The organism is Limnospira fusiformis SAG 85.79 (genome assembly GCF_012516315.1).
In the GTDB taxonomy this organism is placed as follows: Bacteria; Cyanobacteriota; Cyanobacteriia; order Cyanobacteriales; family Microcoleaceae; genus Limnospira; species Limnospira fusiformis.
Genome location: NZ_CP051185.1, coordinates 4,300,373 through 4,324,287, shown reverse-complemented (window position 1 = coordinate 4,324,287; position 23,915 = coordinate 4,300,373). Strand labels below are relative to the sequence as shown.

The 23,915-nt window shown below is 45.8% G+C and carries 25 protein-coding genes and 1 pseudogene; 13 read left to right on the top strand and 13 right to left on the bottom strand.

The window, feature by feature from the left end:
• Positions 1–440 precede the first annotated feature (440 nt).
• Positions 441–581 carry a hypothetical protein gene (locus HFV01_RS20260; RefSeq protein ID WP_193521337.1) on the top strand — a complete coding sequence of 47 codons (141 nt, stop codon included), beginning with the start codon at positions 441–443 and terminating at the stop codon, positions 579–581.
• Between the two features lie 212 nt (positions 582–793).
• Here the strand turns inward: HFV01_RS20260 and HFV01_RS32350 are convergent.
• From HFV01_RS32350 to HFV01_RS20220, 8 genes and pseudogenes are all read right to left on the bottom strand, one after another.
• A pseudogene (locus HFV01_RS32350) lies at positions 794–1,427 on the bottom strand (reverse transcriptase N-terminal domain-containing protein); the annotation flags it as partial.
• A 764-nt stretch (positions 1,428–2,191) separates the two neighbouring features.
• The gene (locus HFV01_RS20245) at positions 2,192–2,536 is read right to left on the bottom strand and encodes a DUF1815 family protein (RefSeq protein WP_006618255.1); all 345 of its coding nucleotides are present in this window, start codon (positions 2,534–2,536) and stop codon (positions 2,192–2,194) included.
• Between the two features lie 416 nt (positions 2,537–2,952).
• Positions 2,953–3,132 carry a DUF2839 domain-containing protein gene (locus HFV01_RS20240; protein WP_006670312.1) on the bottom strand — a complete coding sequence of 60 codons (180 nt, stop codon included), beginning with the start codon at positions 3,130–3,132 and terminating at the stop codon, positions 2,953–2,955.
• 89 nt (positions 3,133–3,221) lie between these two features.
• On the bottom strand, positions 3,222–4,727 hold the full coding sequence (locus HFV01_RS20235; protein WP_006670311.1) for a reverse transcriptase N-terminal domain-containing protein: 1,506 nt from the start codon (positions 4,725–4,727) through the stop codon (positions 3,222–3,224).
• A 609-nt stretch (positions 4,728–5,336) separates the two neighbouring features.
• Complete coding sequence (locus HFV01_RS31775) at positions 5,337–5,396, bottom strand: DUF2839 family protein (protein ID WP_368664009.1); 60 nt, start codon at positions 5,394–5,396, stop codon at positions 5,337–5,339.
• A 45-nt stretch (positions 5,397–5,441) separates the two neighbouring features.
• A complete protein-coding gene (gene nagA / locus HFV01_RS20230; protein ID WP_006670310.1) occupies positions 5,442–6,644 on the bottom strand; it encodes an N-acetylglucosamine-6-phosphate deacetylase in 1,203 nt (400 codons plus the stop codon).
• A gap of 55 nt (positions 6,645–6,699) precedes the next feature.
• On the bottom strand, positions 6,700–7,101 hold the full coding sequence (locus HFV01_RS20225) for a type II toxin-antitoxin system VapC family toxin (RefSeq protein ID WP_006621028.1): 402 nt from the start codon (positions 7,099–7,101) through the stop codon (positions 6,700–6,702).
• The gene (locus tag HFV01_RS20220; RefSeq protein ID WP_006621027.1) at positions 7,089–7,325 is read right to left on the bottom strand and encodes a hypothetical protein; all 237 of its coding nucleotides are present in this window, start codon (positions 7,323–7,325) and stop codon (positions 7,089–7,091) included. The genes HFV01_RS20225 and HFV01_RS20220 overlap by 13 nt, the downstream gene beginning before the upstream one ends.
• A 234-nt stretch (positions 7,326–7,559) precedes the next feature.
• On the opposite strand from HFV01_RS20220, the gene purE reads away from it, so the two are divergent.
• From purE to cysS, 11 genes are all read left to right on the top strand, one after another.
• Positions 7,560–8,105 (top strand): 5-(carboxyamino)imidazole ribonucleotide mutase, encoded by a 546-nt coding sequence (purE, locus tag HFV01_RS20215; RefSeq protein WP_006621026.1) that lies wholly within the window; start codon positions 7,560–7,562, stop codon positions 8,103–8,105.
• A gap of 440 nt (positions 8,106–8,545) precedes the next feature.
• The gene (locus tag HFV01_RS20210) at positions 8,546–10,036 is read left to right on the top strand and encodes an ammonium transporter (RefSeq protein ID WP_006621025.1); all 1,491 of its coding nucleotides are present in this window, start codon (positions 8,546–8,548) and stop codon (positions 10,034–10,036) included.
• A 360-nt stretch (positions 10,037–10,396) separates the two neighbouring features.
• Positions 10,397–11,260, top strand: coding sequence for an SGNH/GDSL hydrolase family protein (locus tag HFV01_RS20205; RefSeq protein WP_006621024.1), 864 nt, complete (start codon positions 10,397–10,399; stop codon positions 11,258–11,260).
• Between the two features lie 104 nt (positions 11,261–11,364).
• Positions 11,365–11,916 (top strand): DUF3747 domain-containing protein, encoded by a 552-nt coding sequence (locus HFV01_RS20200; RefSeq protein WP_006621023.1) that lies wholly within the window; start codon positions 11,365–11,367, stop codon positions 11,914–11,916.
• Between the two features lie 266 nt (positions 11,917–12,182).
• Positions 12,183–12,866, top strand: a complete 684-nt coding sequence (locus tag HFV01_RS20195; RefSeq protein WP_006670308.1) for a pentapeptide repeat-containing protein — start codon at positions 12,183–12,185, stop codon at positions 12,864–12,866.
• 75 nt (positions 12,867–12,941) lie between these two features.
• Entirely contained in the window at positions 12,942–13,097 is a 156-nt protein-coding gene (locus tag HFV01_RS20190; protein WP_193520336.1) for a hypothetical protein, read from the top strand.
• A gap of 173 nt (positions 13,098–13,270) precedes the next feature.
• Positions 13,271–14,269, top strand: coding sequence for a porphobilinogen synthase (gene hemB, locus HFV01_RS20185; RefSeq protein ID WP_006621019.1), 999 nt, complete (start codon positions 13,271–13,273; stop codon positions 14,267–14,269).
• Positions 14,270–14,414: 145 nt separating this feature from the next.
• Positions 14,415–14,846 carry a SufE family protein gene (locus HFV01_RS20180; RefSeq protein ID WP_006621018.1) on the top strand — a complete coding sequence of 144 codons (432 nt, stop codon included), beginning with the start codon at positions 14,415–14,417 and terminating at the stop codon, positions 14,844–14,846.
• A 49-nt stretch (positions 14,847–14,895) separates the two neighbouring features.
• Positions 14,896–15,897, top strand: coding sequence for a CobW family GTP-binding protein (locus HFV01_RS20175; RefSeq protein ID WP_008049141.1), 1,002 nt, complete (start codon positions 14,896–14,898; stop codon positions 15,895–15,897).
• Entirely contained in the window at positions 15,869–16,225 is a 357-nt protein-coding gene (gene hisI / locus HFV01_RS20170) for a phosphoribosyl-AMP cyclohydrolase (RefSeq protein ID WP_006621016.1), read from the top strand. Before HFV01_RS20175 ends, hisI begins: the two co-directional genes overlap by 29 nt.
• A 40-nt stretch (positions 16,226–16,265) precedes the next feature.
• Positions 16,266–17,726 carry a cysteine--tRNA ligase gene (gene cysS / locus HFV01_RS20165; protein WP_006670306.1) on the top strand — a complete coding sequence of 487 codons (1,461 nt, stop codon included), beginning with the start codon at positions 16,266–16,268 and terminating at the stop codon, positions 17,724–17,726.
• Positions 17,727–17,796: 70 nt separating this feature from the next.
• Here the strand turns inward: cysS and HFV01_RS20160 are convergent, their stop codons facing one another.
• The 3 genes from HFV01_RS20160 to HFV01_RS20150 all read right to left on the bottom strand — a co-directional run bounded on the left by HFV01_RS20160 (position 17,797) and on the right by HFV01_RS20150 (position 22,201).
• Positions 17,797–18,384, bottom strand: a complete 588-nt coding sequence (locus HFV01_RS20160) for a DUF3318 domain-containing protein (RefSeq protein ID WP_006621014.1) — start codon at positions 18,382–18,384, stop codon at positions 17,797–17,799.
• 1,664 nt (positions 18,385–20,048) lie between these two features.
• Positions 20,049–20,729 carry a hypothetical protein gene (locus HFV01_RS20155; protein ID WP_006621012.1) on the bottom strand — a complete coding sequence of 227 codons (681 nt, stop codon included), beginning with the start codon at positions 20,727–20,729 and terminating at the stop codon, positions 20,049–20,051.
• Positions 20,730–20,767: 38 nt separating this feature from the next.
• Entirely contained in the window at positions 20,768–22,201 is a 1,434-nt protein-coding gene (locus HFV01_RS20150) for a NupC/NupG family nucleoside CNT transporter (protein WP_006621011.1), read from the bottom strand.
• Between the two features lie 242 nt (positions 22,202–22,443).
• Here HFV01_RS20150 and HFV01_RS20145 point away from each other — a divergent pair, with 242 nt between their 5' ends.
• Positions 22,444–22,707, top strand: coding sequence for a hypothetical protein (locus HFV01_RS20145; RefSeq protein WP_006621010.1), 264 nt, complete (start codon positions 22,444–22,446; stop codon positions 22,705–22,707).
• Positions 22,708–22,789: 82 nt separating this feature from the next.
• Here HFV01_RS20145 and HFV01_RS20140 read toward each other — a convergent pair whose 3' ends face one another.
• Both HFV01_RS20140 and HFV01_RS20135 read right to left on the bottom strand, forming a co-directional pair.
• On the bottom strand, positions 22,790–23,026 hold the full coding sequence (locus HFV01_RS20140) for a DUF4327 family protein (protein WP_006621009.1): 237 nt from the start codon (positions 23,024–23,026) through the stop codon (positions 22,790–22,792).
• A 155-nt stretch (positions 23,027–23,181) separates the two neighbouring features.
• Complete coding sequence (locus HFV01_RS20135) at positions 23,182–23,847, bottom strand: methyltransferase family protein (RefSeq protein WP_006670304.1); 666 nt, start codon at positions 23,845–23,847, stop codon at positions 23,182–23,184.
• Positions 23,848–23,915: the final 68 nt, after the last annotated feature.

Sequence of the window (23,915 nt, the reverse complement as noted above, 5' to 3'; positions counted from 1 at the left end):
GTTACCACCCCCCGCTTTCGTACTTCAATGTTCTGAGCTTTATGCAGCGCGTAGTCTTTCAACTCGCTCTCGCCATTATACTCCTACTAATCGCAGTATCTATATCCACACCCTGCTGACCTGTGGGCATATCCCAACCATTACAGTTGGGCATTGGCTTATGGTCACATCCTTCACCCTCTAAGCATACGCTTAAATTTTTCACTACTACTACGAGTGCAACTCGCAATAGAGCATTAGAGGGGTTAAAACGTTCCGTCTCGACGGGCATTCCATCTTTAGATTTGTCCTCAGAACCGGGGTACTTTTAAAGGTCTATGTAGGTGATGACATAAATACCCTACTTTTCCCCTTGTTCTTTTGAACGCAGCGTTTCAACCTATTTCGCTACTCCGTATTAACGATGATTCAAGCCGGACATTCGGTTTCCCTAATCATGGATGGTTGGCAGTGGTCGAGTAGGAGGTAGGTTCCGACCTACGCCTTCCGTTCCCCGCTTCTATCCTGGAGTTATGATTTCCAAAACTGGGGGTGGCTATCGCCGTTACTCTCTACTCCCTGATTTCTCAGTTCGTTTATGACCTTGAGTTCCCTGCCTTGCTTAGTTACCTAAGCGTCGGGACATATAATCAGTTATGAGGATGCTCAGGAGAGGTCTCCTTATATCCAGATTCGGAGCTGGAATCCTCACCGGGTAGTTATTTCGGGCATTTCAGCCCTATTTCATACCCGAACGTCTCGCACCTGCATCAAGAACATAGTAATTTCCTTGATTTATGGCTGAATTTATTCAGCCTATTGCGTCTTGGGCTGACCGTCCGGGACGGAACCCATAGCTTGTGCCTTCAAATCTCGATTCCCATTCAGGTTCGAGCGCTGATTTAACCACGGCTTGCCTAGCTCTGTCTTGGATTGTGGGAATTCCTAGAGGGCGTTTTTCATCCCTCCCAGGTTTTGCAATCCACACCCGTGTAGGGTGCGTTACATTGAGAGACTTGGCAGAGAAACGAAAAACTTTCTGGTAACGCACCATGTAGGGTTTTGCTTTGAGGTTTCCCTTAATGCTCTCAGCTAGTTTTAACCTTTGTTTAGGCGATATTACTATCACTCCATCGACTCCGGCTGTCTTTTGGTCTTGACCCGCTTGGGGGGCGGGTTCATTAAGCTGACTGTTGGGAAGCATGGCTGACCGTGGAACCCGCCCCTACAGCCGCACTGCTAAGAGTCGAGCATAATATGACTTCACCAGTAGACGTTGCCACCTTCTAGCCTTTGCATCCTGCCCGGATTTAGCTGCTTGGTATATCCTCTTTTGGAGCTTGAAAACTTTCCGTTGGACCTTAGCCCATGGGATAGCCTTCCATACAAACGCACGTCTTGATTGGCTTTGATTTCTCAAAGCCTTTCTTTGAACTCGCTTTCGTCATAGTAACTCCCACTAGACTCTAACCTTGCAATCAAACCGTAACCTGTCAGCATATCCCAGCCATTACAACTGGGCGTTGGCTTTTGGTCACATCTCACATCCTCTAGGACTTGCGCTTACATTTGTCACTACTGATATCTCGACCAGATATTCAGAGTCCAGGAGGACTTAAAACGTTCCGTTTATATGGGCATTCCATCTTTAGACTTGTCCTTTCCACCGGGGTACTTTTAAAAGTCTGTGTAGGTGTTATGTAGAAAACCCTACTTTTCCCCTTACCCTTTTGGGCGCAGCGTATCAACCTATTTCGCTGCTTAGTAATAACGATGGTTCAAGTCGGAACATTCAGATTTCCTTAGTCATGGATGGTTGGCAGTGGTCGCTTTTGGTAGTAGGTTCTACTTCACGCCTTCCGTTCCCCGCTTCAGTCCCAGGGTTGTGATTCCTGAAATTGGGGGTGGCTATCGCCGTTACTCTTTCCCATAATCGCCCAAGTGGTTTTAATACTCCTCCTTGTGGTATACTTGGATTGGATATTCGATTTCTTTTATGGGATTGACCTTGAGTCCCTTGCTTAGCTTTCGCTTTGAGGACATATAAACAGTTATGGGATGGTCAGGGTACGAGTCCCTTTTATTCCACCAAGGGGTGAAAGTCTCACTAGGAGGTTATTTCAGCCATTGCAGCCTTATTTGACTCCTAAACGTCTCGCACCTATATATTTACATTAGCATTTTAAGACCCGGTTGGATTGGTAATTATCCCTTATCCCTGATGAATGCTTTGGGGTACAGCCGCCGGTCCGAGTATATCATGCTTGACCAGACTCGCGAGTTCCTCTAATTGAGCGATCGCCTCTGCGCCTTCCAACTTCATCAATTCGCGATCGTCGCGCATCTCCGTCCAGGTAATCCCATAATCCGACACCAAAAACCGGATCAGATGATTTTCACTCAGGCTGACCATAAATGAGGCGCTGTTCATTTGACCCCCACAAGTATAGCAGGAAGCCAGGTAGCCCCGTCGTTCCAGCACAATAGCTAGGGCTTGGAGATTCATCACCAAATCCTGAACGAATTTTCGATGTTGCTCCGCAAGTCTGATAAACATAGTTTTTCTCCTGTCACCACAATCTTTAGATTATCTTCAAAATTTAACATAATCTCAGGACTGGGTATCTCGATGTTGGTAAAGTATCACTTCTACTAACCTAATTCACCATGATCCGTTGAATATTTCAGTCCAACCAGAGCCTGAATCAACTGAAAACAACTTGAAAACAAAGCGATCGCGTTATTCCCAAATCCTTGATGGCATTAGGCTTAGAGATAGCCTTCTCAGATCTAGCATAGTGATTCGAGTTTTGCCATAGCTAAAACAAATCCTTATGATAAACATAACTAAATTTAACAAAACTCAATCTTTTTGAGCAGTCCTAGCCAGGGAACCTGTAAGGCTAATTTATCAATTAACCCTACAGGTTAAGATGATTAACTGATTCTAAGGGTGCAAATTACCCCAATTAGCTAATCAACCGTCCACCAGCCCAAAGCCGGACCAACCAACCGAATAGTTAGCCAAAAAATCACTAAAAAGCTAATCCCAAACCAAGCCCCCTTAGTAGTCCATTGCATAAACTGTTCACTTTGGGTTTTAGTAATCGGTACCCAAGGCAAGATAGTTAAACTAAGCCAAGATGTCGCCATCCTAACTCGTCTTCAAAACCGGACGTGAAAGTTTCCCTTCATCCGGCTCCTCAATGTTACAGCTCCTGTCATTAGCACCTCAGCTCTAATCACTGATAATTTCCACAATTGGCTGTACTCCCATAGCTTAAATTGCCATCCTCAGCAGAGGCTGCCTCTTTTCCTTTAACATACCTAAATATATGTATCTGGGAATGTTTGAATAAGGCTATTTCCTCATGTCCTCGTACAGCAAAAGCCCAATTTCTGTTATCAATACTCTGCCAGTATTTGTTAGCCACCCATTTTTCGCTCTGATGGGGATGACGGCGATTTGCCCATCTTCTCAGCTTTCCGAATAGCAGGTAATCCAATTTATTCAACACTTCTTTAGAGACTACTGTTGAGTAATAGTTACTCCATCGGAGAATGATTCGATTCAATCTCCTGATTAGTGCTGCTTGAGGGGCAGCTTGATGAGCATCAATTACCCTCGCCAGTAGCTTATAGTGTTCTGTGACTGCATTTCGGGATGGCTTGATGATAGTCTTGAAACCCAGAGATTTTCCCTTTCTATCCTTTCCAGAGTGATATTTTCCGACTCGGTATTGTTGAATATGGAAACCGAGGAAGTCGAAACCCGCATCCTCCCCATCAAGAGTATGGGCTATCCTCGTTTGTTCTGGTTTTAATTCAAGACCCCATGGCTTTAACCACTCCCTGATTACCTGTTGGGAGTGATGGATTACAGCAGCATCTTGGTGAAGTATAACCAACTTATCCGCGTATCTAATTAAACATAGTTGATGGCGGTTAACTGGCTCTCTTCCAGATAGCTGATCAGCCATCTTTAGGATATCTTCTTCGATGCCGTGGAGGGCAATATGTGCCAGTAATGGCTGGATTAAGCCTCCTGGGGGAGTGCCTTCCTTGGTCGGAAATAGCTGTTTTCCATCCATTACACCGGATTTGAGCCATGCTCGTATTTGTCGGCGTAATTTAGGGAATGTTCCTAATTTATCCAACAGGCGATCGCCATTAATGCGATCGCTCAAGCATTTAGTGATCTGGGTATCTAACACCCATTTAGGCTCTGACTCCAGATGATTGGATATTGCTTTTATGGCATCATGGCATGAGCGTCCTGGTCTAAATCCATAACAGTTAGATTCAAATTTGGCTTCCCATTCCGGTTCTAATGCTAGTCTCACCAAACCTTGACCCGCGCGACAAAATATAGTCTGTTCTCCATTCCGACTTGGAGCATTTACGACCGTTTCTGTCGAGTCTACTCTGTGGGTAGGCTTGGGTTTAGCACCTAGCGTCAGTTGTCCGACAAGGTTGATTCGTGCTTGTGAGCATAGGGATTTTACCCCGTCCACACCCGCCGTATTTTTACCTTGATTATCTTGAGTTACCGATCTAACCGCTAATACCTTTGCTGACCAGGACTTTAATAACAACTTTTGGAGATAGCGAACTGCTTTGAAATCACCACGCTTTGAGGCTTTATAGATTCGTTTTTGCAGGCGGAATAAGCGACGTTCAACCTTTTTCCAGTTGATGTCACCCCATTCCAGTCTTTCCGTAGTCTTTACACTCGTTTCAGATTTCATTTCCTGTTACTGGCAACTCTATATTCCGTAACATCGTGGAACTGTCAGCCTATTCTAGGCATTACCCTAGACCTTCGCTTCTGTCCCAATCCTGACCACATACAGCTTGCGGCTGGCTACCTACTCAGTTATCGACCAATACCTGAGAGCATATACATGGGTTACTTCGTTCCGAATTACCTTTGGTTGTACCTTTAGGACGATGCTTTACGCCGGGTTTATAGGGAGTGTATGTTGGTCTGTGAACAATCAGCCAACCCCATTTATCCTTAGCCTTTTGGCTCCAGCGTGTCAGCCTTTTCGCTGGTTTAAGGTGACGACGTTTTGATCACATCTTCAGATTTCCTTATCCATGGGTACTTGCTCGACAGAGTGCCAGTTTAGGCTACCAGCAGAGCTGCCTTTTCATCCCGCTTCACCAAGTCGCGATAGTCCGATCGCCTCAGTGGGGATGATGCTGTCACGTCTACACCAGACGGGAGGGACTTTCACCCTCAAGGTAATTCAGTTGTCAGGGAACAGGTTTTTCTGTTTTTATCTGTCCCCGCTGGTAATCCCCCAAACCTATAACCAGTAGGCTTTAGGCTGGTTTCTACCAAACGAATCGCACTATTCCTCCTTACCGTACTTTTCCCCCATCATCTCTTTGCGACGTTTAGCTTCACCCATAATTTTGGCGCTTCCAACAAATGTACTAACTATCCCCCACCATTCCTAACAGTTTAGGGAGGGGAGATAGTTGTCTATTTTAGATCCAATTCTCAACCTTTGTCCCCTCAGACATCCCTGCTCCTCTGTCCATCGCAATAATCGGGTTATTGGTTGACCGATGATTTCCGTTGATAATCTGATCGCTCGACGTGGAGTTTCTGTTACTAAAGCGATCGCCTCAGCAGCAGAACAGATCCCCCACCTGACTAAATTTTCCGCTCCCCTCAACAGCGATAAAGTAGTTCCCGCCAAAGTTCCATCCTCCAGCCGAGCCACCCCCCCTGTCACCTCAATGCGCCGGTCATCCCACGGATAAACACCATCCGCCAATCCCAAAGGCGCTAAAGCATCACTAACCACAAAAATCTCACCCTTACTCCCCCGTAACAGTACCTCCAGCATGGTTGGACAAACATGATGTCCATCAGCGATCGCCCCACAAAATACCTCTGAGCGACATAAAGCCGCCCCCAATAGTCCTGGTTCCCGGTGGTGTAGGGGAGGCATGGCATTAAAAGCATGAGTTACCATTGTCGCCCCCTGGTTAAATGCTTCATCAGCCACAGTTAAATTAGCCTGAGAGTGACCGAGACTGACGATAATGCCTAAACTCCTCAAATAGGGGATAACTGTCCCGGTGGGGTCTAATTCTGGCGCTAGAGTCATCACCTTAACCACCTTCCCATAATCCCCTAGAACCCGTTTGACATTATCTGTGGTTGGGGGTAATAGACAATTTTGAGGATGTGCGCCCCGTTTTTGCACATTCAGAAATGGTCCCTCAAGATGAACTCCTAAAATCTCCGCCGCCGAGTGCTTCCCGTCCTTCCCGTCTGGTTGAAATTCCCCTAGGGTAGCCAGCGATCGCCTAAATTTCTCTACGGTGGTTGTCACTATGGTAGGCAAAAATCCATCAACCCCCTGATCCCATAAATACTCACAAATACCTTGCAGTTGTTGATAATTCTCCCCCGTTAACTCCGGGAAAGCTAACCCTAACCCACCATTAATCTGTAAATCTATCCCCCCTAGGGAAATCCAATCTCCACCTACATCAACCACTGCGGCGGCGGGGTCTGGTTTCGTGGCGATCGCCTTAACTACACCATCACGAATTTGTAGGGTATGTAATCCAGGTTTACCTAGAATCTGACTGTTAATTAAATCTACTGACACATCATTAGGCGGGAGGCTTTCATTCATCATCTTACATAATCATTGATTTATAACTGGGTTAAAAAAACTCTCGCTTTACCCAAATTTATCTCATTAAATAATCTGTTAATTCGGGATATCTAGTAAACTGGCGATCGACACTTGCTAATTGACCTTGATAAACTAACGCCGTTGCTATGATTATCCTATCAAAAGGGTCTTTATGAATCGCAGATAAATTCACCGCTTGACAAGCGACTTCCGCATTCAAAGGCATCAGACTAATACCTGTGGGCGTTAGGGCTTCATGTAGCCACTCATTTACTGGACAGGGTAACTCTAACCTTCCTTTTTTGTAAGCTACTGCGACTTCATAACAAGATACTGGGGAAATACCAACTTCGTCAGCAGCATAAATTTGGTCACACCAATGAGCCGGAAATCTTTCAAACTCTTGTGTAATCAGCCAAATCCATATATGGGTATCTAGGACAATCACTTTAGACATTCCCAGTCATCCTCATCTACAATTGGACTAATTATATCCCCAATGGTTTGGCCTTTTCCGGCAATTGAATCTGGCGGAAATCGCCGTTTCTTATTTCCCTCTCGATTAGATAGATCTGGCTCCGGTAATACAGTGATAATCACTCGTGCTTTGTTCAGGTCTGGCTGGTCTGACAACCATTTAAACTCACCGTTTTCGTAGATCGCTTCGTAACTTTTTAGCATGATTTACTGTTACCTCTCAATAATAGTGGATGATTCCGGGTCTCTCTGCTGCTGGCTTGTAGTCCAACCAGACTGGCGCCATGTCAACCCTCGTATTTCGCCTCTCTCATGATTATAAACATTGTAGCTCAATTTGGGGGGACAATTCCTCAACAGACGTAGTTACTCCCAACTATCTCCACCCCTAATGCTATAATCCGGGTCTGTAGTTTCACTTCGTTATTAACAACTGCTATGGACTCAATCTCTCAGGACCCTAACTCCTCCCCTGCTCAAATTGGTATTATTATGGGCAGTGATTCTGACCTACCTACCATGTCAGCAGCGATCGCCGTATGTCAAGATTTTGGTATTAGTTGGGAAGTAGCGATCGTATCGGCACACCGTACCCCAGACCGGATGTTTGAGTATGCCAAAACTGCCCTAGGACGCGGATTAAAAGTTATTATAGCTGGTGCAGGCGGCGCGGCTCACTTACCCGGAATGGTTGCATCTCTCACCCCTTTACCTGTGATCGGGGTTCCCGTCCCCAGCCGTCACCTAATGGGACTAGATTCTCTCTATTCTATCGTTCAAATGCCAGCCGGTATTCCTGTGGCTACAGTGGCGATCGGAAACGCTAAAAATGCCGGTCTACTCGCTGTTCAGATTTTGGCTTCTCACCAACCTGAACTCATGGCAAAAGTCCAAGCCTATCGACAAGAGTTAACCGAATCTGTACTCGAAAAACAAACAATCCTTGCACAGTTTGGATATCAAGAATACCTTAAACAAATGTAGTGGAAAAACCCCATTATTACACCAGTTTGTATATAACCATACCGGGCCCATAATCTATCAGTCCCTTTATAGCAATTTGCTATATATTTCTGTATTGCAGTATACAGAAATCTGATTAAGATAATGTTAACAAAGTAGATAAAAATCGTAGCTTCAAGTCATAGCCCTGGACTAGAAAGAATCTGATTATCCCTCGAAACTTCTCGTAGTTTATCCGTACTTTTTATGGTTAAATGGTAAGTCCACCTGTTAGCAAATGAACTCAGTTGAGTACAGATGTGGGAGTTTTATCGGTTAACCCACACCTGTTAAAGTCCGGCTAGTTAACACCTACCTATTAAGTAAGGTAGGCATAAAGATTAAGCATCTCTCTAACCAGACGGCTATCATTTGCCGCCTCATTCTTTCCACATTAACGTAAATTGAACAACTGTAAGCAAATGTTGAAACGCCAAAAGTCGAGAACCAGAAGTTATCGGCAATTTGCTGAGGTAGTTGGATCTGCGCCTCAGCCTACTCCGTCAATTTTGCAGCCCAAAAGACCCAGATGGCTTTCTCCTAGCCTACTAGGGTGCATTCCTCTCACGGCCCTGATTATTATATTTTGGAGTTTAGCAGCAGTCGCCCAAGACGACGCACAACCCATAACTCCCGAATATGTGCAGGGTGTTTTAAATACCATTTGGATTGTGATTGCCAGTATTTTGGTAATCTTTATGAACGCTGGTTTCGGGATGTTAGAAACCGGATTTTGTCGTCACAAAAACGCCGTTAACATTCTCTCCAAAAACCTAATCGTATTTGCGATCGCCACCCTAATTTACTGGTTCTTTGGATTCTCAGTCATGTTCGGAGGGGAAAACCCCTTTATTGGTGGTGGTGGCTTCTTCCTGACTGGAGAGCCCAGCGTTTACGGACTTGACCCATTCCCCGAAGGATTACCCAAAGAAGTTTTCTTTCTGTTCCAGGTCGCCTTCGCAGGTACCGCCGCCACTATTGTATCCGGCGCAGTAGCCGAACGGATCGAATTTGTCGCCTTCCTAATATTTAGCCTATTGCTGGTGGGAATATCCTACCCCATTACCGGACACTGGGTCTGGACTGATAACGGCTGGTTAGCAAGTATGGACTTCCATGATTTTGCCGGATCAACCGTAGTTCACTCCGTGGGAGGATGGGCCGCCCTCATGGGGGCAGCATTCCTCGGACCGCGCATGGGCAAATACGGTCCATCCGGTGAACCTAGGGCGATTCCTGGTCATAACATGAGTATTGCTACCCTGGGATGTTTAATTCTGTGGATCGGCTGGTTTGGATTTAACCCCGGTTCCGAATTGGCTGCTAATGAGAATGTTCCCTATATCGCCTTGACCACGAACTTAGCAGCCTCTGCAGGCGGTGTAACTGCTACCCTCACCTCCTGGATTAAGGATGGTAAACCAGACCTATCCATGATTATCAACGGCATTCTCGCCGGTTTAGTGGGAATTACCGCCGGTTGTGATGCTGTACCCTTGTGGGCTGCAGTTGTAATTGGTGCGATCGCCGGAGTTATCGTCGTCTACTCAGTCGCCTTCTTCGATCGCATTCAGATTGACGACCCGGTGGGTGCTACTTCCGTTCACTTAGTTTGTGGAATTTGGGGAACCCTAGCCGTCGGTATCTTTGGCGGCGCTAATCTCGGCGTTCAAATCCTCGGTGTCCTGTCCATCGGCGGATTTACAGTAGTCATGACGACTATTTTCTGGTTAGCCATCAGAGCGATGGTCGGTATCCGCGTCAATCCTGAACATGAATATGAAGGACTCGACATCGCCGAACATGGTATGGAAGCCTATAACGGATTCCTCAAAGAAGTAGGCCCAGCAAGTGTCGGAGGTATTGACCCCGGTATTCCTAGCCGCGAAGGTGGAATTGGCAGAAGCTATTAAACTCTAATCTCATCTGCCATCTTATCTGCTAAAAAATCGTCTCCTAACTGGCACATAGCCCCTACAGGAGGCGATTTTTTCTTTCCACACATTGCTAGACATTGCTAGGGCGATCGCCCCATATATCCAGAGTCTGATGATGAGACAATGCCAAACCTCCTCTTTTTCTAGGGAGGATGTAGCACAACAGCCGTTTTAAACTTCTACATCACAGAGTGGCCAATTGTAGAGGCGATTACTGTTGGTGTAAACCTGCGGCAGGTCGGCGAGTAGCGCGAACCCAGAATCTACCCTTCCCTAAAATCAAAGGTAGAGTGTCAACATAGAAGTAGACAACTTTAGGGCGTTTCTCAGATTCTCGTGTTGATTCCGTTAAAAACTATTCCAGCTTGGGTGATGTTATCCCTCATCGGTAACGGGATACTAACTCTGGTGATTGTCCTACTATTGCTAAGGGGACAATCATTATCCGACACTTCCCAAGCCCAAGCGCAACCCTCAGAAGAAAAACAAGTTGGTGCAGCAGTACAAACCCAACAGACCCATGAAGTTCAGCCTAACGGCACTAACTCCTCATTTCAGCCACCATATCGCTTGACCTACGAAGATTCGGTAGAACAGCTAAAAGAAAAAGCACTTCTCGCGGCTCAGAATCGCCCCGCGCGCCTAACCATTTTAGCCGGAGATTCATTAAGTTTATGGTTTCCCCCTGAACTATTACCCCCAGGGAGAACCTGGTTAAATCAAGGTATATCCGGGGAAACCTCGGCGGGATTACTACGACGACTCAAGGTGTTTGACCTGACCCAACCAGAAACTGTATTTATCATGATCGGTATCAATGACCTGTTACGGGGAATTGACGATCAAACGGTTTTAGCCAACTGGCGGGAAATTATTAGAGATGTGCAATGGGTTCATCCCAGCGCTCAAGTGGTCGTTCAGTCGATTTTACCCCACAGCGATCAAAATGCTAGTTGGGAAGGACGCGATCGCCTACTTAAAATTCCTAATCGTCGTATACGCCGACTTAATAGAGAATTAGAAGCGATCGCGATCGCCAATGGTGCTTATTTCCTAGACCTACATCCTCTATTCACCGACGAAAAAGGAAACCTGCGCCCGGAACTCAGCACCGATGGTCTACATCTCAATGATCGTGGCTATTTAGTCTGGAGTACCGGATTACAATTTTTTAGCCACAAAACACTAGGTTCCCCCTAAAGCGCTAAACTAAACCTCGGAGCATAAACTTCTTACCTACAGACCTACAGATGCGATCGCACAGTCCGCAGTTCTAACACTCAACAGTTGAACAGATTTTGAAGATGAAGATCTCACTAACACAAACCATTACCACCCTAGCAGCAGCTACCTTCTCCATTATCACTGGATTTTCTGGTGCCAATGCAGTCCAATTTGGTCAACAGGAAGTTGATCAGGAGCGATTCGTAGCTATGGCTGTTCCCCGCGCCTTTGGTTACTCCCTAGTAGTCGTTGAACAAATTTCTGATTCCCGACCCTGTTGGAGTGAAAATGGCAGCCGTCCCGTTCAAGTTGAACCCCTACTTCTCAACTTCGACTTTAGCGGAATTTGTGGACGCGCCACCGACAGTAACGGCTATTCGGTTCGCATGGGAGGACAAGACCTCGCCCTCAGCCATAGTCTCACCGTCCAAGCTACTCCAGGAGAGATTTTACTGGTCGCTAACTCTCGCGCTGATGTCTACGCACCACCCATTATCATCGGTCGCAGCTTTGGTCGGTCTAGTGGCTTTACCAAAATCTTTTTAGAACCGGGTTGGCGCTTCACTAAACGAACCTACAACGATCGCACCCTCGGTCATATTTATTTTACCCACGACCACCTACCTCGCTGAAATCCACAATATTCTTCGCCCTGACTCAATATCCACCCGCCATGGGGCGATCGCCTGAAGATCTCACTAACCCCTATCAAATCAGATATGATCCCCTAAATCATAGAGATAATTGCTGATATACTCGCCGATTACCGGATTTCATCAACGTTAAAATTTATGTCTCAGGGGAGAAGCGATCGCCCATATAATTCCGTTATGCTATATCCTAGAGTACATGAGGAATAAAACATAATTCCTATCTGTCCATTCAGGAGGACAAAAAGATGAAGACTTTATCAACAGTCATGATTCTAGGGGCAGCCACAACCATAGTATCCCTAGGCTTCGCCTCTCCAATTCGAGCTGAAAATCCAGCAGACCTGAGACAACTACTAGAAACCAGATTTTGTCAAGGTTGCGATCTTAGAGGGGCTGATCTATCAGGAGCCCATCTTATTGGGGTAGACCTCCGAAATGCTAACCTGGAAAATGCTAACTTAGCTAATGCTAACCTCGAAGGTGCAGACCTTAAAGGTGCAAATCTAACTGGCGCTAATTTGAGCGGTGCATTTCTAAATCAAGCCGAATTGAATGACGCAGTTCTTGATTTAGCTGACCTCAGTGGTGCTAACCTGATTAAGGCTCGACTAACAGGAGCAACTTTCGCTGGGGCGAATTTACAACAAACCCAAATGTTGCCACCTATCATCGGAATTACCCCCCCAGTTGCTACCGGTTCCCTCGATGACCTGGGCGGCGATGACTTGAGTATTGGTCGCGACCCCTCTCGGTTGGCTATGCCTATGGGTGGCACGGATTTGGATCAGGACTTTCAGTATACTCAAGAATACCTCGAATCATTATTCGAGCCGATTCAGATTGATCGCCATTCCCTTCCCCCCCTTGAAGGTTTCGCACCTGGCGACAATAACCCAGTTAACCTTAAAATACCCCAAATTCGGTTCTAGTTAATTCTTCTCATCAGGCGATCGCTTAATCACTTAATCAATCACTAGCGGAATTGTGTTAATCTTTGTAACAAAATGTTAAGAAATGTTGCAAAAAAAATTTTTTTTGGGGGGGGTTGCTTGCTTTTTGGCTGGGCTTGTGATACCATTTTAAATAATGGAAATATTGGCAATTTTTTTATAGTGAGTAATATTCCAATTATAAAAGAGTATGTCAATAATATACCATGAGTTCCGGTAGATGTCAACCCCCACGGTAATCTGGCCGAACATTTTTTTTAAATTGAATAAAAAATCAACTTTTTGGGGATTGTATTGATTTGTATCAACAGGCCAAAACGATAGCGATCGGTGGGATAATAAACAGTCAATTTGGCTGTATAAAAGAAAACAACTGTTATCTCATGTCATCAGAAAACCATAGATTAAACCTTGTCCAACGTCCCCGTCGTCTACGTCGTACCGATGCGCTGCGGCGGATGGTGCAAGAAACACAACTAACAGTTAACGACCTGATATATCCCCTATTCGTGATGGAAGGGGAAAATCAGAAAGTGGAAGTCCCCTCAATGCCGGAAAGCTACCGCTACACCCTAGACCTATTACTGAAAGAAGTAGCAGAAGCATCGGAATTAGGGATTCGGGCTATTGCGTTATTTCCCCTAGTAGCGGAAGAAAAAAAAGACAACGCGGGTACGGAAAGCTATAATCCGGAAGGACTGGTACAGCGGACAGTCAGAGCCATCAAACAAGCTGTTCCCGACATCATGATTATCACGGATGTAGCCCTAGACCCGTTTTCCAGCAAAGGTCATGATGGTATCGTCAGCGATAGCGGTGAAATCCTCAACGATGAAACGGTGGAAGTTCTAGTTAAACAATCGATATCCCACGCGGAAGCGGGAGCGGATATAGTAGCACCCTCGGACATGATGGATGGACGGATCGGCGCAATTCGTGAAGGACTCGATGCAGCAGGTTATACAAACGTTGGTATCCTGGCTTACTCGGCTAAATACGCTTCGGCTTACTATGGCCCCTTCCGGGATGCGTTAGACTCGGCTCCGAAATTTGGCGATAAGAAAACCTATCAAATGGATCCGGCTAATAGCCGCGAAGCGATCAAAGAAGTTATGTTAGATGTGCAAGAGGGAGCGGATATGGTGATGGTGAAACCAGCGCTGGCCTATCTTGATATTATTTCGCAGGTTCGACAAGCTACAAATGTACCTGTGGCGGCCTATAATGTTAGTGGTGAGTATGCGATGATTCGCGCAGCCGGACGTATGGGCTGGATTGATGAGAAAAAGGTGATGCTAGAAACGCTCACCAGCATGAAACGAGCCGGGGCGGATCTGATTCTTACCTATTTCGCTAAGGAAGTTGCTCTAATCCTTCGCTAGACTTTTGGGGGGGTCTCTGGTTTGACTGGTGAACCCTCCCCTCGATCGCGATCGCCATCAAGTCTACATCAACGAATAGGAAAATTTGCGTTAAAATACAAAATCGGCTTATTGACTTGTTGTATATTTATGCTCGTAGAATATCATGGCTTCACCTGTGACTCAACGGCCCCCTGCACTAGATCGCATTGTTCAACGCTTTAAACGCGCCTCCTCTAATAAGCTGCGTTACGAGCAACTACTGACTTTAGCTCAAAAATTGCCGGAATTTCCAGAGGAGCAAAAATTGCCAGAAAACAAGGTTCCTGGTTGTGTTTCTCAGGTTTATGTGACGGCGAGTTTAGACTCGAATGGCTGTATTCAATTTCAGGGTGATTCTGACTCTCAATTAACTAAAGGATTATTGGCTATGTTAATTAAGGGAATGAATGGGTTAACTATTGAACAAATTAGCCAATTAAAACCCGATTTTATTGAAGAAACTGGGCTACAGGCTAGTTTGACTCCCTCCCGTGCGAATGGGTTTTATAACATTTTTAAAACCCTACAAAAACAGGCTAGTGCTTGCGGGGAGTGAAGGGAGCATATTACAGGGATTTTGTCAAGTATATTAGGTCACAAAAGCCGTGAAAACTACGAGGGAAAAACTAACCATAAACCGGGAAGTTCCTGTAATTGTAATTACCGGATTTTTGGGAAGTGGAAAAACTACCCTAGTTAATTATATTCTGAGTCACCGTAATGGTCGGAAAGTGGCGGTTTTTGTGAATGAATTTGGGGAGATTAGTATTGACGGTCAACTGCTGATCAACGTAGAAGATGATATGGTGCAGTTAAATAATGGTTGTATATGCTGTACCCTGAATGACCGCCTAGCAGATACAATTGTGGAGGTTTTACAACGAAATACGTCCATAGATTATCTACTGATTGAAACGACAGGAATAGCGGACCCGTTACCGATTATTATGACTTTTGCGGGGACGGAATTGCGAAAGTTGACTCGACTTGATGCTATTTTTACGCTGGTAGATGCTGATACGTTTTCGCCAGACCTATTGGCTAACAGTGAAGCTGCGCTTAACCAAATTGCTTGGGGTGATCTGATTTTGCTCAATAAAATCGATTTGGTATCCCCAGAAAAATACGATCGCATCCAAAAACAGATCCGCCAGCTTAAACCCGATGCTCGTATAATGACGAGCGAATACGGTGAGGTTCCCTTAGCGAGTATTTGGGGAATAGAATATTCCCACCCAGACTTTGGGGAGCAACCAGACCATGATCACCATTCGGAACATCTAGCTAATGATGGATTTGTGGCTGTATCCTTTAGCAGCGATCGCCCTCTGAGTGTGGAAAAATTCCAGACCTTCTTAAGCGATCGCCTACCAACGAATGTATTTCGCGCCAAAGGATTGATTTGGTATCAAGGTAACAACTCCTCTCACCTATTCCAACTCAGCGGAAAACGCTATCAGCTTACGCCTAATTATCCTCGCGGCGAACCCCCAAATCAATTAGTATTTATCGGTCGAGACCTGAACCGCGAAACCCTCACCCAAGACCTACAACAATGTTTACACGAAATCCCTAACCATGAACCAAGACCAATTATGGATCGATAGCCTAAAATTTAATCCACAAGGTTTAATTCCAGCGATCGCCCAAGACCATAAAGACGGTACAGTATTAATGATGGCTTGGATGAATCGCCAATCGTTGCAACAAACCCTAACAACGGGTGAAGTTCACTATTGGAGTCGATCGCGATCGCAACTGTGGCACAAAGGAGCCACATCAGGACACATTCAAAAGCTCAAAGCCCTATACTACGATTGTGATGCTGATGTCCTCCTGCTCAAAATCGAGCAAATTGGGGACGTAGCCTGTCACACGGGGGCTAGATCCTGTTTCTTTAACGCCGTCCCTATCAAATCAGCCATCCTTAGCTAAACCCTAGCCAGCCTAAGCATTTACACTATTAAGACTCAACATGGTTCTAAAAATCTATAACACCCAAACCCGCCAAAAAGAAACCTTTACCACCCTAGAACCCGGAAAAGTCAAAATGTACTGCTGCGGGGTTACAGTTTATGACTATTGCCATTTGGGTCATGCACGATCCTACACGACCTGGGACGTGGTACGCCGCTATCTGGAATGGTCAGGATATGAAGTTAACTACGTCCAGAATTTTACCGACATTGACGACAAAATCCTTAACCGCGCTAAAGAACAAGAAAGCACTATGGAGGCGGTATCCCAACGCTTTATAGACGCTTACTTTGAAGACCTGCGGCGGCTAAATGTACGGGATGCTAAGGCTTATCCTAGGGTGACAGATCATATCAAGGAAATTCACCAACTTATTGAGCAACTCACGGCTACAGGACACGCTTATGCTGTCGATGGAGACGTTTATTACAATGTCGGTCACTTTCCCGATTATGGTAAACTCTCCCGGCGACAACTCGAAGACCTACAAATGGGGGCTAGTGGTCGCGTAGCTGTGGCTGACCCGGAAACTCTCAAGAAAAAAAATCCGGCGGATTTTGCTCTCTGGAAAGCTGCTAAACCGGGAGAACCCGCCTGGGATTCTCCTTGGGGTCCCGGTCGTCCGGGGTGGCACATTGAATGTTCGGCTATGGTCCGACAACTACTGGGAGAAACTATTGATATTCACGGCGGCGGGGGTGATTTGGTGTTTCCTCACCATGAAAATGAAATCGCTCAGTCTGAGGCGGCGACTGGTAAAACTCTGGCTCGATATTGGATGCACAATGGTATGGTGACGGTCGGTGGGGAAAAAATGTCTAAGTCTTTGGGCAATTTTACGACGATTCGTGAATTGCTCGATCGCCCTGTAGACCCTATGGTGGTGCGCTTATTTATTCTACAGGGTCACTATCGTAAACCTCTCGATTTTACTGATGAGGCGATCGCCTCAGCTAAAAATGGCTGGGAAACCTTGAAAGATGGGTTATTATTTGCGGAACAATACGGCGCGCGCTTGGGGTGGTCTGCTGATTCATCTCCCAGTAAATACGACACGACAGAAGATGCACTCCAACGCTTCCGAGTGGCTATGGATGATGATTTTAATACTCCTGGGGGTTTGGCTGTGTTGTTTGAATTGGCTAAAGAGTTGCGCCGCCAAGGGAATTTATTGGCTCATGAAGGTAAGACTGATACCCCGAGCGATCGCATTTATGCGACCTGGAAAACTTTGGTGGAGTTAGCGGGAGTTTTCGGGTTGGAAGCTGTAACACAAGCACAACCACCAGCGGCGACTCAGGGAATTAGCGACGCTGAAATTGAGGATTTGGTTAAACAACGACAGTCGGCTAGAAAGGCTAAAAACTATGCGGAAGGCGATCGCATTCGTGACCAACTACAGGCTAATGGTGTGACGCTAATTGACCGTCCCGGCGGCGAAACCCTTTGGCGACGTTGAAAACACAGGGGAGCTGATTCTCCCCTCTGGTAAGTTAGGCTATTCAAACTTGGCGAATGGTGCGATCGTATTAATTATGGCCCTTATAAGAGTTGGCGATCGCTTTGAGATGCTGACAGCGGACTAATTCCATAAAACTCAATCCCCGGCGACCCTCAATTGTAGCCACAACTTCGATCGCCTCTGCTAAAGCGGCTGCTGCGATCGCTTCCTCATAACCCCGTCGCGCGGCTACCCTAATGGCGATATCATCAGCTTCTAACTCCATCTCAGAGCGTTGATTAGCCTGCCATACCCGACGCACACCTATAGCAGCTAATCCTCCAGCCAGGAGAACACCAACAGCATCCTGCTGCATAAATTGTACCCCAACTCCGACTATTCCCGCCACCACAATGCCTTGATTCCAGTCAGGTTTAAACCATTGCACATTAGTAACCCAACTAACAGTCCGCAACAACAATAAATCTCGCTGAGGTCTTGATAGCTGTTTCCACAAGTCAAAATTAATCAAAATGGGTCTAGTAGTTTTCCACGGAAGGGGAAATTCACATTGAATTACAGTAGACTGTCGAGGATTAGCAATTAGTCTAGCCATCATGCGACCGGAGGCTGGCATTAAATCTAATAGATGACGGATTTCTGTATCAGGATTCATAGTTAACAATTAATAATTAATAATTGATTATTATCACCCCCGTAGGGTGCGTTATATGGATAACCTATCGGGTCAACGGCCAATTGGGTTCATCTGACGCACCACGACACCACCCCCATATCGTGGTCCAGAAACCCGGTTTCTTTGAGAAACCGGGTTTCTCAGGGGAAACGGTGGGGCGGGTTTATTAATATCCTGGTGGGGATGGAAAATTGACGGCAGAACCCGCCCCTACAATTGATTATCGGCGGTGGGGCGGGTTTATTAATATCCTGGTGGGGATGGAAAATTGACGGCGGAACCCGCCCCTACAATTAATAATTATCAATTAATTATTATCACCCTGGTAGGGTGCGTCACAGGGATAACCTATCGGGTCAACCGCACCAACCCATATCGTGGTCCAGAAACCCGGTTTCTTTGAGAAACCGGGTTTCTCAGGGGAAACGGTGGGGCGGGTTTATTAATATCCTGGTGGGGATGGAAAATTGACGGCAGAACCCGCCCCTACAATTGATTATCGGCGGTGGGGCGGGTTTATTAATATCCTGGTGGGGATGGAAAATTGACGGCGGAACCCGCCCCTACAATTAATAATTATCAATTAATTATTATCACCCTGGTAGGGTGCGTCACAGGGATAACCTATCGGGTCAACCGCACCACACCCATATCGTGGTCCAGAAACCCGGTTTCTTTGAGAAACCGGGTTTCTCAGGGGAAACGGTGGGGCGGGTTTATTAATATCCTGGTGGGGATGGAAAATTGACGGCAGAACCCGCCCCTACAATTGATTATCGGCGGTGGGGCGGGTTTATTAATATCCTGGTGGGGATGGAAAATTGACGGCGGAACCCGCCCCTACAATTAATAATTATCAATTAATTATTATCACCCTGGTAGGGTGCGTCACAGGGATAACCTATCGGGTCAACCGCACCAACCCATATCGTGGTCCAGAAACCCGGTTTCTTTGAGAAACCGGGTTTCTCAGGGAAACGGTGGGGCGGGTTTATTAATATCCTGGTGGGGATGGAAAATTGACGGCAGAACCCGCCCCTACAATTGATTATCGGCGGTGGGGCGGGTTTATTAATATCCTGGTGGGGATGGAAAATTGACGGCGGAACCCGCCCCTACAATTAATAATTATCAATTAATTATTATCACCCTGGTAGGGTGCGTCACAGGGATAACCTATCGGGTCAACCGCACCAACCCATATCGTGGTCCAGAAACCCGGTTTCTTTGAGAAACCGGGTTTCTCAGGGGAAACGGTGGGGCGGGTTTATTAATATCCTGGTGGGGATGGAAAATTGACGGCAGAACCCGCCCCTACAATTGATTATCGGCGGTGGGGCGGGTTTATTAATATCCTGGTGGGGATGGAAAATTGACGGTGGAACCCGCCCCTACAATTAATAATTATCAATTAATTATTATCACCCTGGTAGGGTGCGTCACAGGGATAACCTATCGGGTCAACCGCACCAACCCATATCGTGGTCCAGAAACCCGGTTTCTTTGAGAAACCGGGTTTCTAAAAGAAACGGTGGGGCGGGTTTATTAATATCCTGGTGGGGATGGAAAATTGACGGCAGAACCCGCCCCTACAATTAATAATTAATAATTATTAATTATTAATTATTAATTATTAATTACTTTTACAGAGGTTGTAGTGTGTCGGATAAAGCTGCAACTGCTCCCTCTATGTTGGGGGCTCCTGCTGCTGTGGCAGACACTAATAAAACTAGGATTTGATTACCAGCTTGACGAGCAAAAATTACTCCTGACATAGGCTGGCTTCTGGCTCCGATTTTTAAGGTTCCTGTCCAAGGCATTTGTACTTCCCCAGTCCCCAAAGTTTCAAAATTTCCGGGTCTAAAACCTTCCCCGCGCTCAAAGATTTCGATCGCAATTTGCGCGATCGCTAATTCGGGTAAAGTGCGATCGCTTTCGCGATATCTAGCTACCACTGTATAAGCCAAGTTACCATCTGGTGACTCAAACAGGGGAAAATTGCCCGCAAACCCGACATTAAAATCTTGAATAATCCCCACCTCAAAACGACCTTGGGGGTCCTTGAAGGCGCTACCACTTAGGGGTAATGCTTCCACAGAATTTGTCGGTTCCGGCGGCGGTGCGGGTTCTGGGGTGGCTTCTGGGGTGGCTTCTGGGGTGGCTTCTGGGGTGGGTGTCGGAGTGGGTGTCGGAGTGGTCTGTTGAGCGATCGCCGATTCTCCTGATATGCTGGTAAATGGTAGGCGATCCATATTACCGAACACCAATAAAAGTAAAGCGGTGATGAGTCCCAAGCCTATAATTTTCAGGCGTTTTGGTTGCATAATTCCTCCTCAAAATAAGCCCGAATTAATCTAGTTAATTATTTTCCAAAAATAGCAGGATTTCCAAAGTCAAAGAATCCCGCCATACAGCCTGTCATTAAAGTGGCTAAAGTACCTGCCCATAAGGCAGTAAAGCCTAAAGATGCGACTTCCGAACGTCGGCTAGGAATTAAGGAAGATAAACCACCGACGAAAATTCCATAGGAGGCAAAATGAGTAAATCCGCACAAAACATAGCTAACAATTAACATGGCGCGGTTGCTAATTTCGCCGTTAGCATTAAGTTGAGCGAGGGCTTGATAGGGGGGGATATTAGTTTCCAAAAGCCTTCTGCCAATTAACAGGGAAGACTGCCATAGTTCTTGCCATTCGAGGGAAACCCCAGTTAAAAAAGTCAGAGGTAAAAATAAGGCTCCCAAAATGTTTTGTAGGGTAATGACCTGAAATAGATTACCTATCCAACTAAGGAGGAAAAAATCACTTTCGGAAAATCCTGCCAAAGTAGCAAAAACCAAATTGACTAAAGCGACCATTCCCAAAATTGCAATCAAGGCGGCGGCTATTCCTACTGCCATTTTCACGCCATCTAAAGCACCACCGATTAAGCTATCCATAGGGTTAGGGAGGCTGGCTTTATCGGCTTTTGGTTCTTCGGGAACTTTCCCCAGAGTTTTGGGTTGATCAGTTTCTGGAACTAGAATTTTGGCAATGACAAAACAGGCGGGAATTGTCATTAAAGAGGCAGAAACTAGGTGTCCGGTGATGTTGGGAAAAGTCGGTCTGAGAAATCCTGCATATAATGCTAAAACGGAGGAAGCGATCGACCCGAAACAACTGGCGAGAATGGCACAGAGTTCGCTGCGGGTCATGTCTAATAAATAGGGTTTTACCGCGATCGCAGATTCAATACCCACAAAAATATTAGCAGCACCGGATAGGGATTCAGCGCCACTAATTCCCATGGTTTTCTGAAAGATTTTGGCGAATATTTGTACAACAGGCTGAATGATATTCAGTCTATATAATAAGCTGACCAAACCTGCAAAGAAAATGACTTGGGGAAGGGCGCGAAATGCTAGAACATAAGCAAAACCGGGGTTAAGATTATCGGGACCAATGCGATCGCCCGGAACTGCGACAAAGGGAGTTCCCACAGCCCTAGCAATCCAACGTCCAGCGGGACCCGGACCAGCGCGAAAGTCTGGGTCAGCTACCAAAATTGATTGTGGTCCACCAAATAAGAATCGCGCCCCAGCTTCGGAAGCGTCCAAAATTGAGTTAAGCAGGGTGCTGAGTCCCTCGACTAATTGGCTACCTAAGACAAATACAATGAGTCCAATAACCATTTGTAAGCCTATTCCCCAAAAGATCACATTCCAGGGGATGACGCGCTTGTTTTCGGAACCTAACCAAGCAATAAAGCACAAACCAGCAATTCCCAGTAGGGAAATTAAATTCAGCAGTAGATTCATAAATCTTTCCCTAAGTGCGGAAACTGAATAATGGAGAAGCTGCACCCGCAACCATAGCTTTGACTGATCCGGGGGTGGATATAGACCTTTGAGCTAAGTCATCACCCGATGATAAATGGGTAGCTAAGGATTTTGCTTACTACGAATCTTGCACCAGATCCGGTTGAAACGCAAGCATATTTGAATTGGGTATGTTGCCATAGCCAAATACACTCTACAATAGGGCAAAAAGTCTGATTAAAATGGATGCTTTTCAGCTAACACCCCCTAACTGGACCAGTGATGCTGTTCACGCCTTTGAGTTTTGCTGTCCCCAATGTTCGGCCAGCAGTTTGGAAGCTCAACAGGTGTGGATTAATCGTCGATCGCCTGTGTATGGGGATAATAACCGCCGCAAGTGGCAAGAATTTTATCACTGTCAATGTGGTTGTGCTTGGTGGGCTTGGAGTAGCGATCGCCCACCGTCCCCATTCAAGGCTAATATTGATTCTCCGACGGATTCTTAAAATAGCAGTTACCAGGGCGCAATTAGCCAGCGCCCTAATCAAGCTGACGCGAAGATTTATGCTAATATCCTTATCTATCAATCTAGTCTTCCTTCCAGTCCTCACGACCTAAAAGGTCAATGACTCGATCTCTGAGCAAAAAATCATTTTGTTCTAATTCACACTCGACCCAATCCCACTCACGGGCTGGGATATACTGGCACATGGTGTAAATTGGTTGATGGCGATCGATTAATCCTTTTTCTACGAGGTTACGCGCCTCGTCTTGAATGACTTGAATGGAATATTTGACGGCACTAGGAATCACAGCTTGTACCATATCACAACCTCCTACCCAGTTAATTGGGTAAATAACTAAAACTCAACGGTATCCGGGACTACCCTATCGGTATTCCCTAAACATATTGTCTCGCAATATGTCTATTTTATCTCTATATCTTTACTATTTTTAACAGTAAGATTAAATTCAGGGAATCATCCATCATTATTTGGGGCGATCGCACTAGGGTTAGAGTCGGGGATTTTGCCCCATAATTTGGGCAAGAGTAGCCCCGAATTTTGGCGATATTGTTCAAATTCTGGGTAGCGGGAGAGGGATTCATCTTTTTTGAGCATATTGGGCAGAAAAATAGCGATCGCAAATAAGCCCAGAATCAAAAACGGTAGCCAATGCTGTGCTAACATAGCAAAAGATAGGTAAATCAGAAGTTCTCCCCCATAATTAATATTCCGAGAACGGGCAAAAAATCCCTCAGTAATTAATCCGGGTTTATATTTTAAGGTGTAGTATTTTTGAGCATCGCTGCTGTAGTGCAAAAATACCCCGAACAGGTTAATAGAAATGGCGGCAGCAATTAATGGGGTTGGTGGTTCGGAGTGACTACTAACTAATATAAATGGAGCCACCCAATATAAGATTAAAAACGTAAACACGCCCACTCCCTGCCACCAAGGAATTTGTTGTTCCCACTGTTTATCTGGATAAATACGGCTTTTTAGCAACCACAAAATCCCATAGGTTCCGTGGAGAGCGAGATAAACCCAGGGGCCGATAGTAAAGTTATTATATGCGACCATCAACCCCAGGACTACCAGGAAAGTCAAGAATTTATGGAGGTCGATCGCCTGTTTAATTTTCATGGTCAATCATCCCGCAAACTACGATAATTAACAGCTTAAATATTGGGCAGTTCTCCAAGTAAATTATT

Coding starts and splice junctions, on each gene's coding strand:
- HFV01_RS20260 (WP_193521337.1), top strand. CDS start 441: ATGGTTGGCAGTGGTCGAGTAGGAGGTAGGTTCCGACCTACGCCTTCC.
- HFV01_RS20245 (WP_006618255.1), bottom strand. CDS start 2,536: ATGTTTATCAGACTTGCGGAGCAACATCGAAAATTCGTTCAGGATTTG.
- HFV01_RS20240 (WP_006670312.1), bottom strand. CDS start 3,132: ATGGCGACATCTTGGCTTAGTTTAACTATCTTGCCTTGGGTACCGATT.
- HFV01_RS20235 (WP_006670311.1), bottom strand. CDS start 4,727: ATGAAATCTGAAACGAGTGTAAAGACTACGGAAAGACTGGAATGGGGT.
- nagA (WP_006670310.1), bottom strand. CDS start 6,644: ATGATGAATGAAAGCCTCCCGCCTAATGATGTGTCAGTAGATTTAATT.
- HFV01_RS20225 (WP_006621028.1), bottom strand. CDS start 7,101: ATGTCTAAAGTGATTGTCCTAGATACCCATATATGGATTTGGCTGATT.
- HFV01_RS20220 (WP_006621027.1), bottom strand. CDS start 7,325: ATGCTAAAAAGTTACGAAGCGATCTACGAAAACGGTGAGTTTAAATGG.
- purE (WP_006621026.1), top strand. CDS start 7,560: ATGGACTCAATCTCTCAGGACCCTAACTCCTCCCCTGCTCAAATTGGT.
- HFV01_RS20210 (WP_006621025.1), top strand. CDS start 8,546: ATGTTGAAACGCCAAAAGTCGAGAACCAGAAGTTATCGGCAATTTGCT.
- HFV01_RS20200 (WP_006621023.1), top strand. CDS start 11,365: ATGAAGATCTCACTAACACAAACCATTACCACCCTAGCAGCAGCTACC.
- HFV01_RS20195 (WP_006670308.1), top strand. CDS start 12,183: ATGAAGACTTTATCAACAGTCATGATTCTAGGGGCAGCCACAACCATA.
- HFV01_RS20190 (WP_193520336.1), top strand. CDS start 12,942: ATGTTAAGAAATGTTGCAAAAAAAATTTTTTTTGGGGGGGGTTGCTTG.
- hemB (WP_006621019.1), top strand. CDS start 13,271: ATGTCATCAGAAAACCATAGATTAAACCTTGTCCAACGTCCCCGTCGT.
- HFV01_RS20180 (WP_006621018.1), top strand. CDS start 14,415: ATGGCTTCACCTGTGACTCAACGGCCCCCTGCACTAGATCGCATTGTT.
- hisI (WP_006621016.1), top strand. CDS start 15,869: ATGAACCAAGACCAATTATGGATCGATAGCCTAAAATTTAATCCACAA.
- cysS (WP_006670306.1), top strand. CDS start 16,266: ATGGTTCTAAAAATCTATAACACCCAAACCCGCCAAAAAGAAACCTTT.
- HFV01_RS20160 (WP_006621014.1), bottom strand. CDS start 18,384: ATGAATCCTGATACAGAAATCCGTCATCTATTAGATTTAATGCCAGCC.
- HFV01_RS20155 (WP_006621012.1), bottom strand. CDS start 20,729: ATGCAACCAAAACGCCTGAAAATTATAGGCTTGGGACTCATCACCGCT.
- HFV01_RS20150 (WP_006621011.1), bottom strand. CDS start 22,201: ATGAATCTACTGCTGAATTTAATTTCCCTACTGGGAATTGCTGGTTTG.
- HFV01_RS20145 (WP_006621010.1), top strand. CDS start 22,444: ATGGATGCTTTTCAGCTAACACCCCCTAACTGGACCAGTGATGCTGTT.
- HFV01_RS20140 (WP_006621009.1), bottom strand. CDS start 23,026: ATGGTACAAGCTGTGATTCCTAGTGCCGTCAAATATTCCATTCAAGTC.
- HFV01_RS20135 (WP_006670304.1), bottom strand. CDS start 23,847: ATGAAAATTAAACAGGCGATCGACCTCCATAAATTCTTGACTTTCCTG.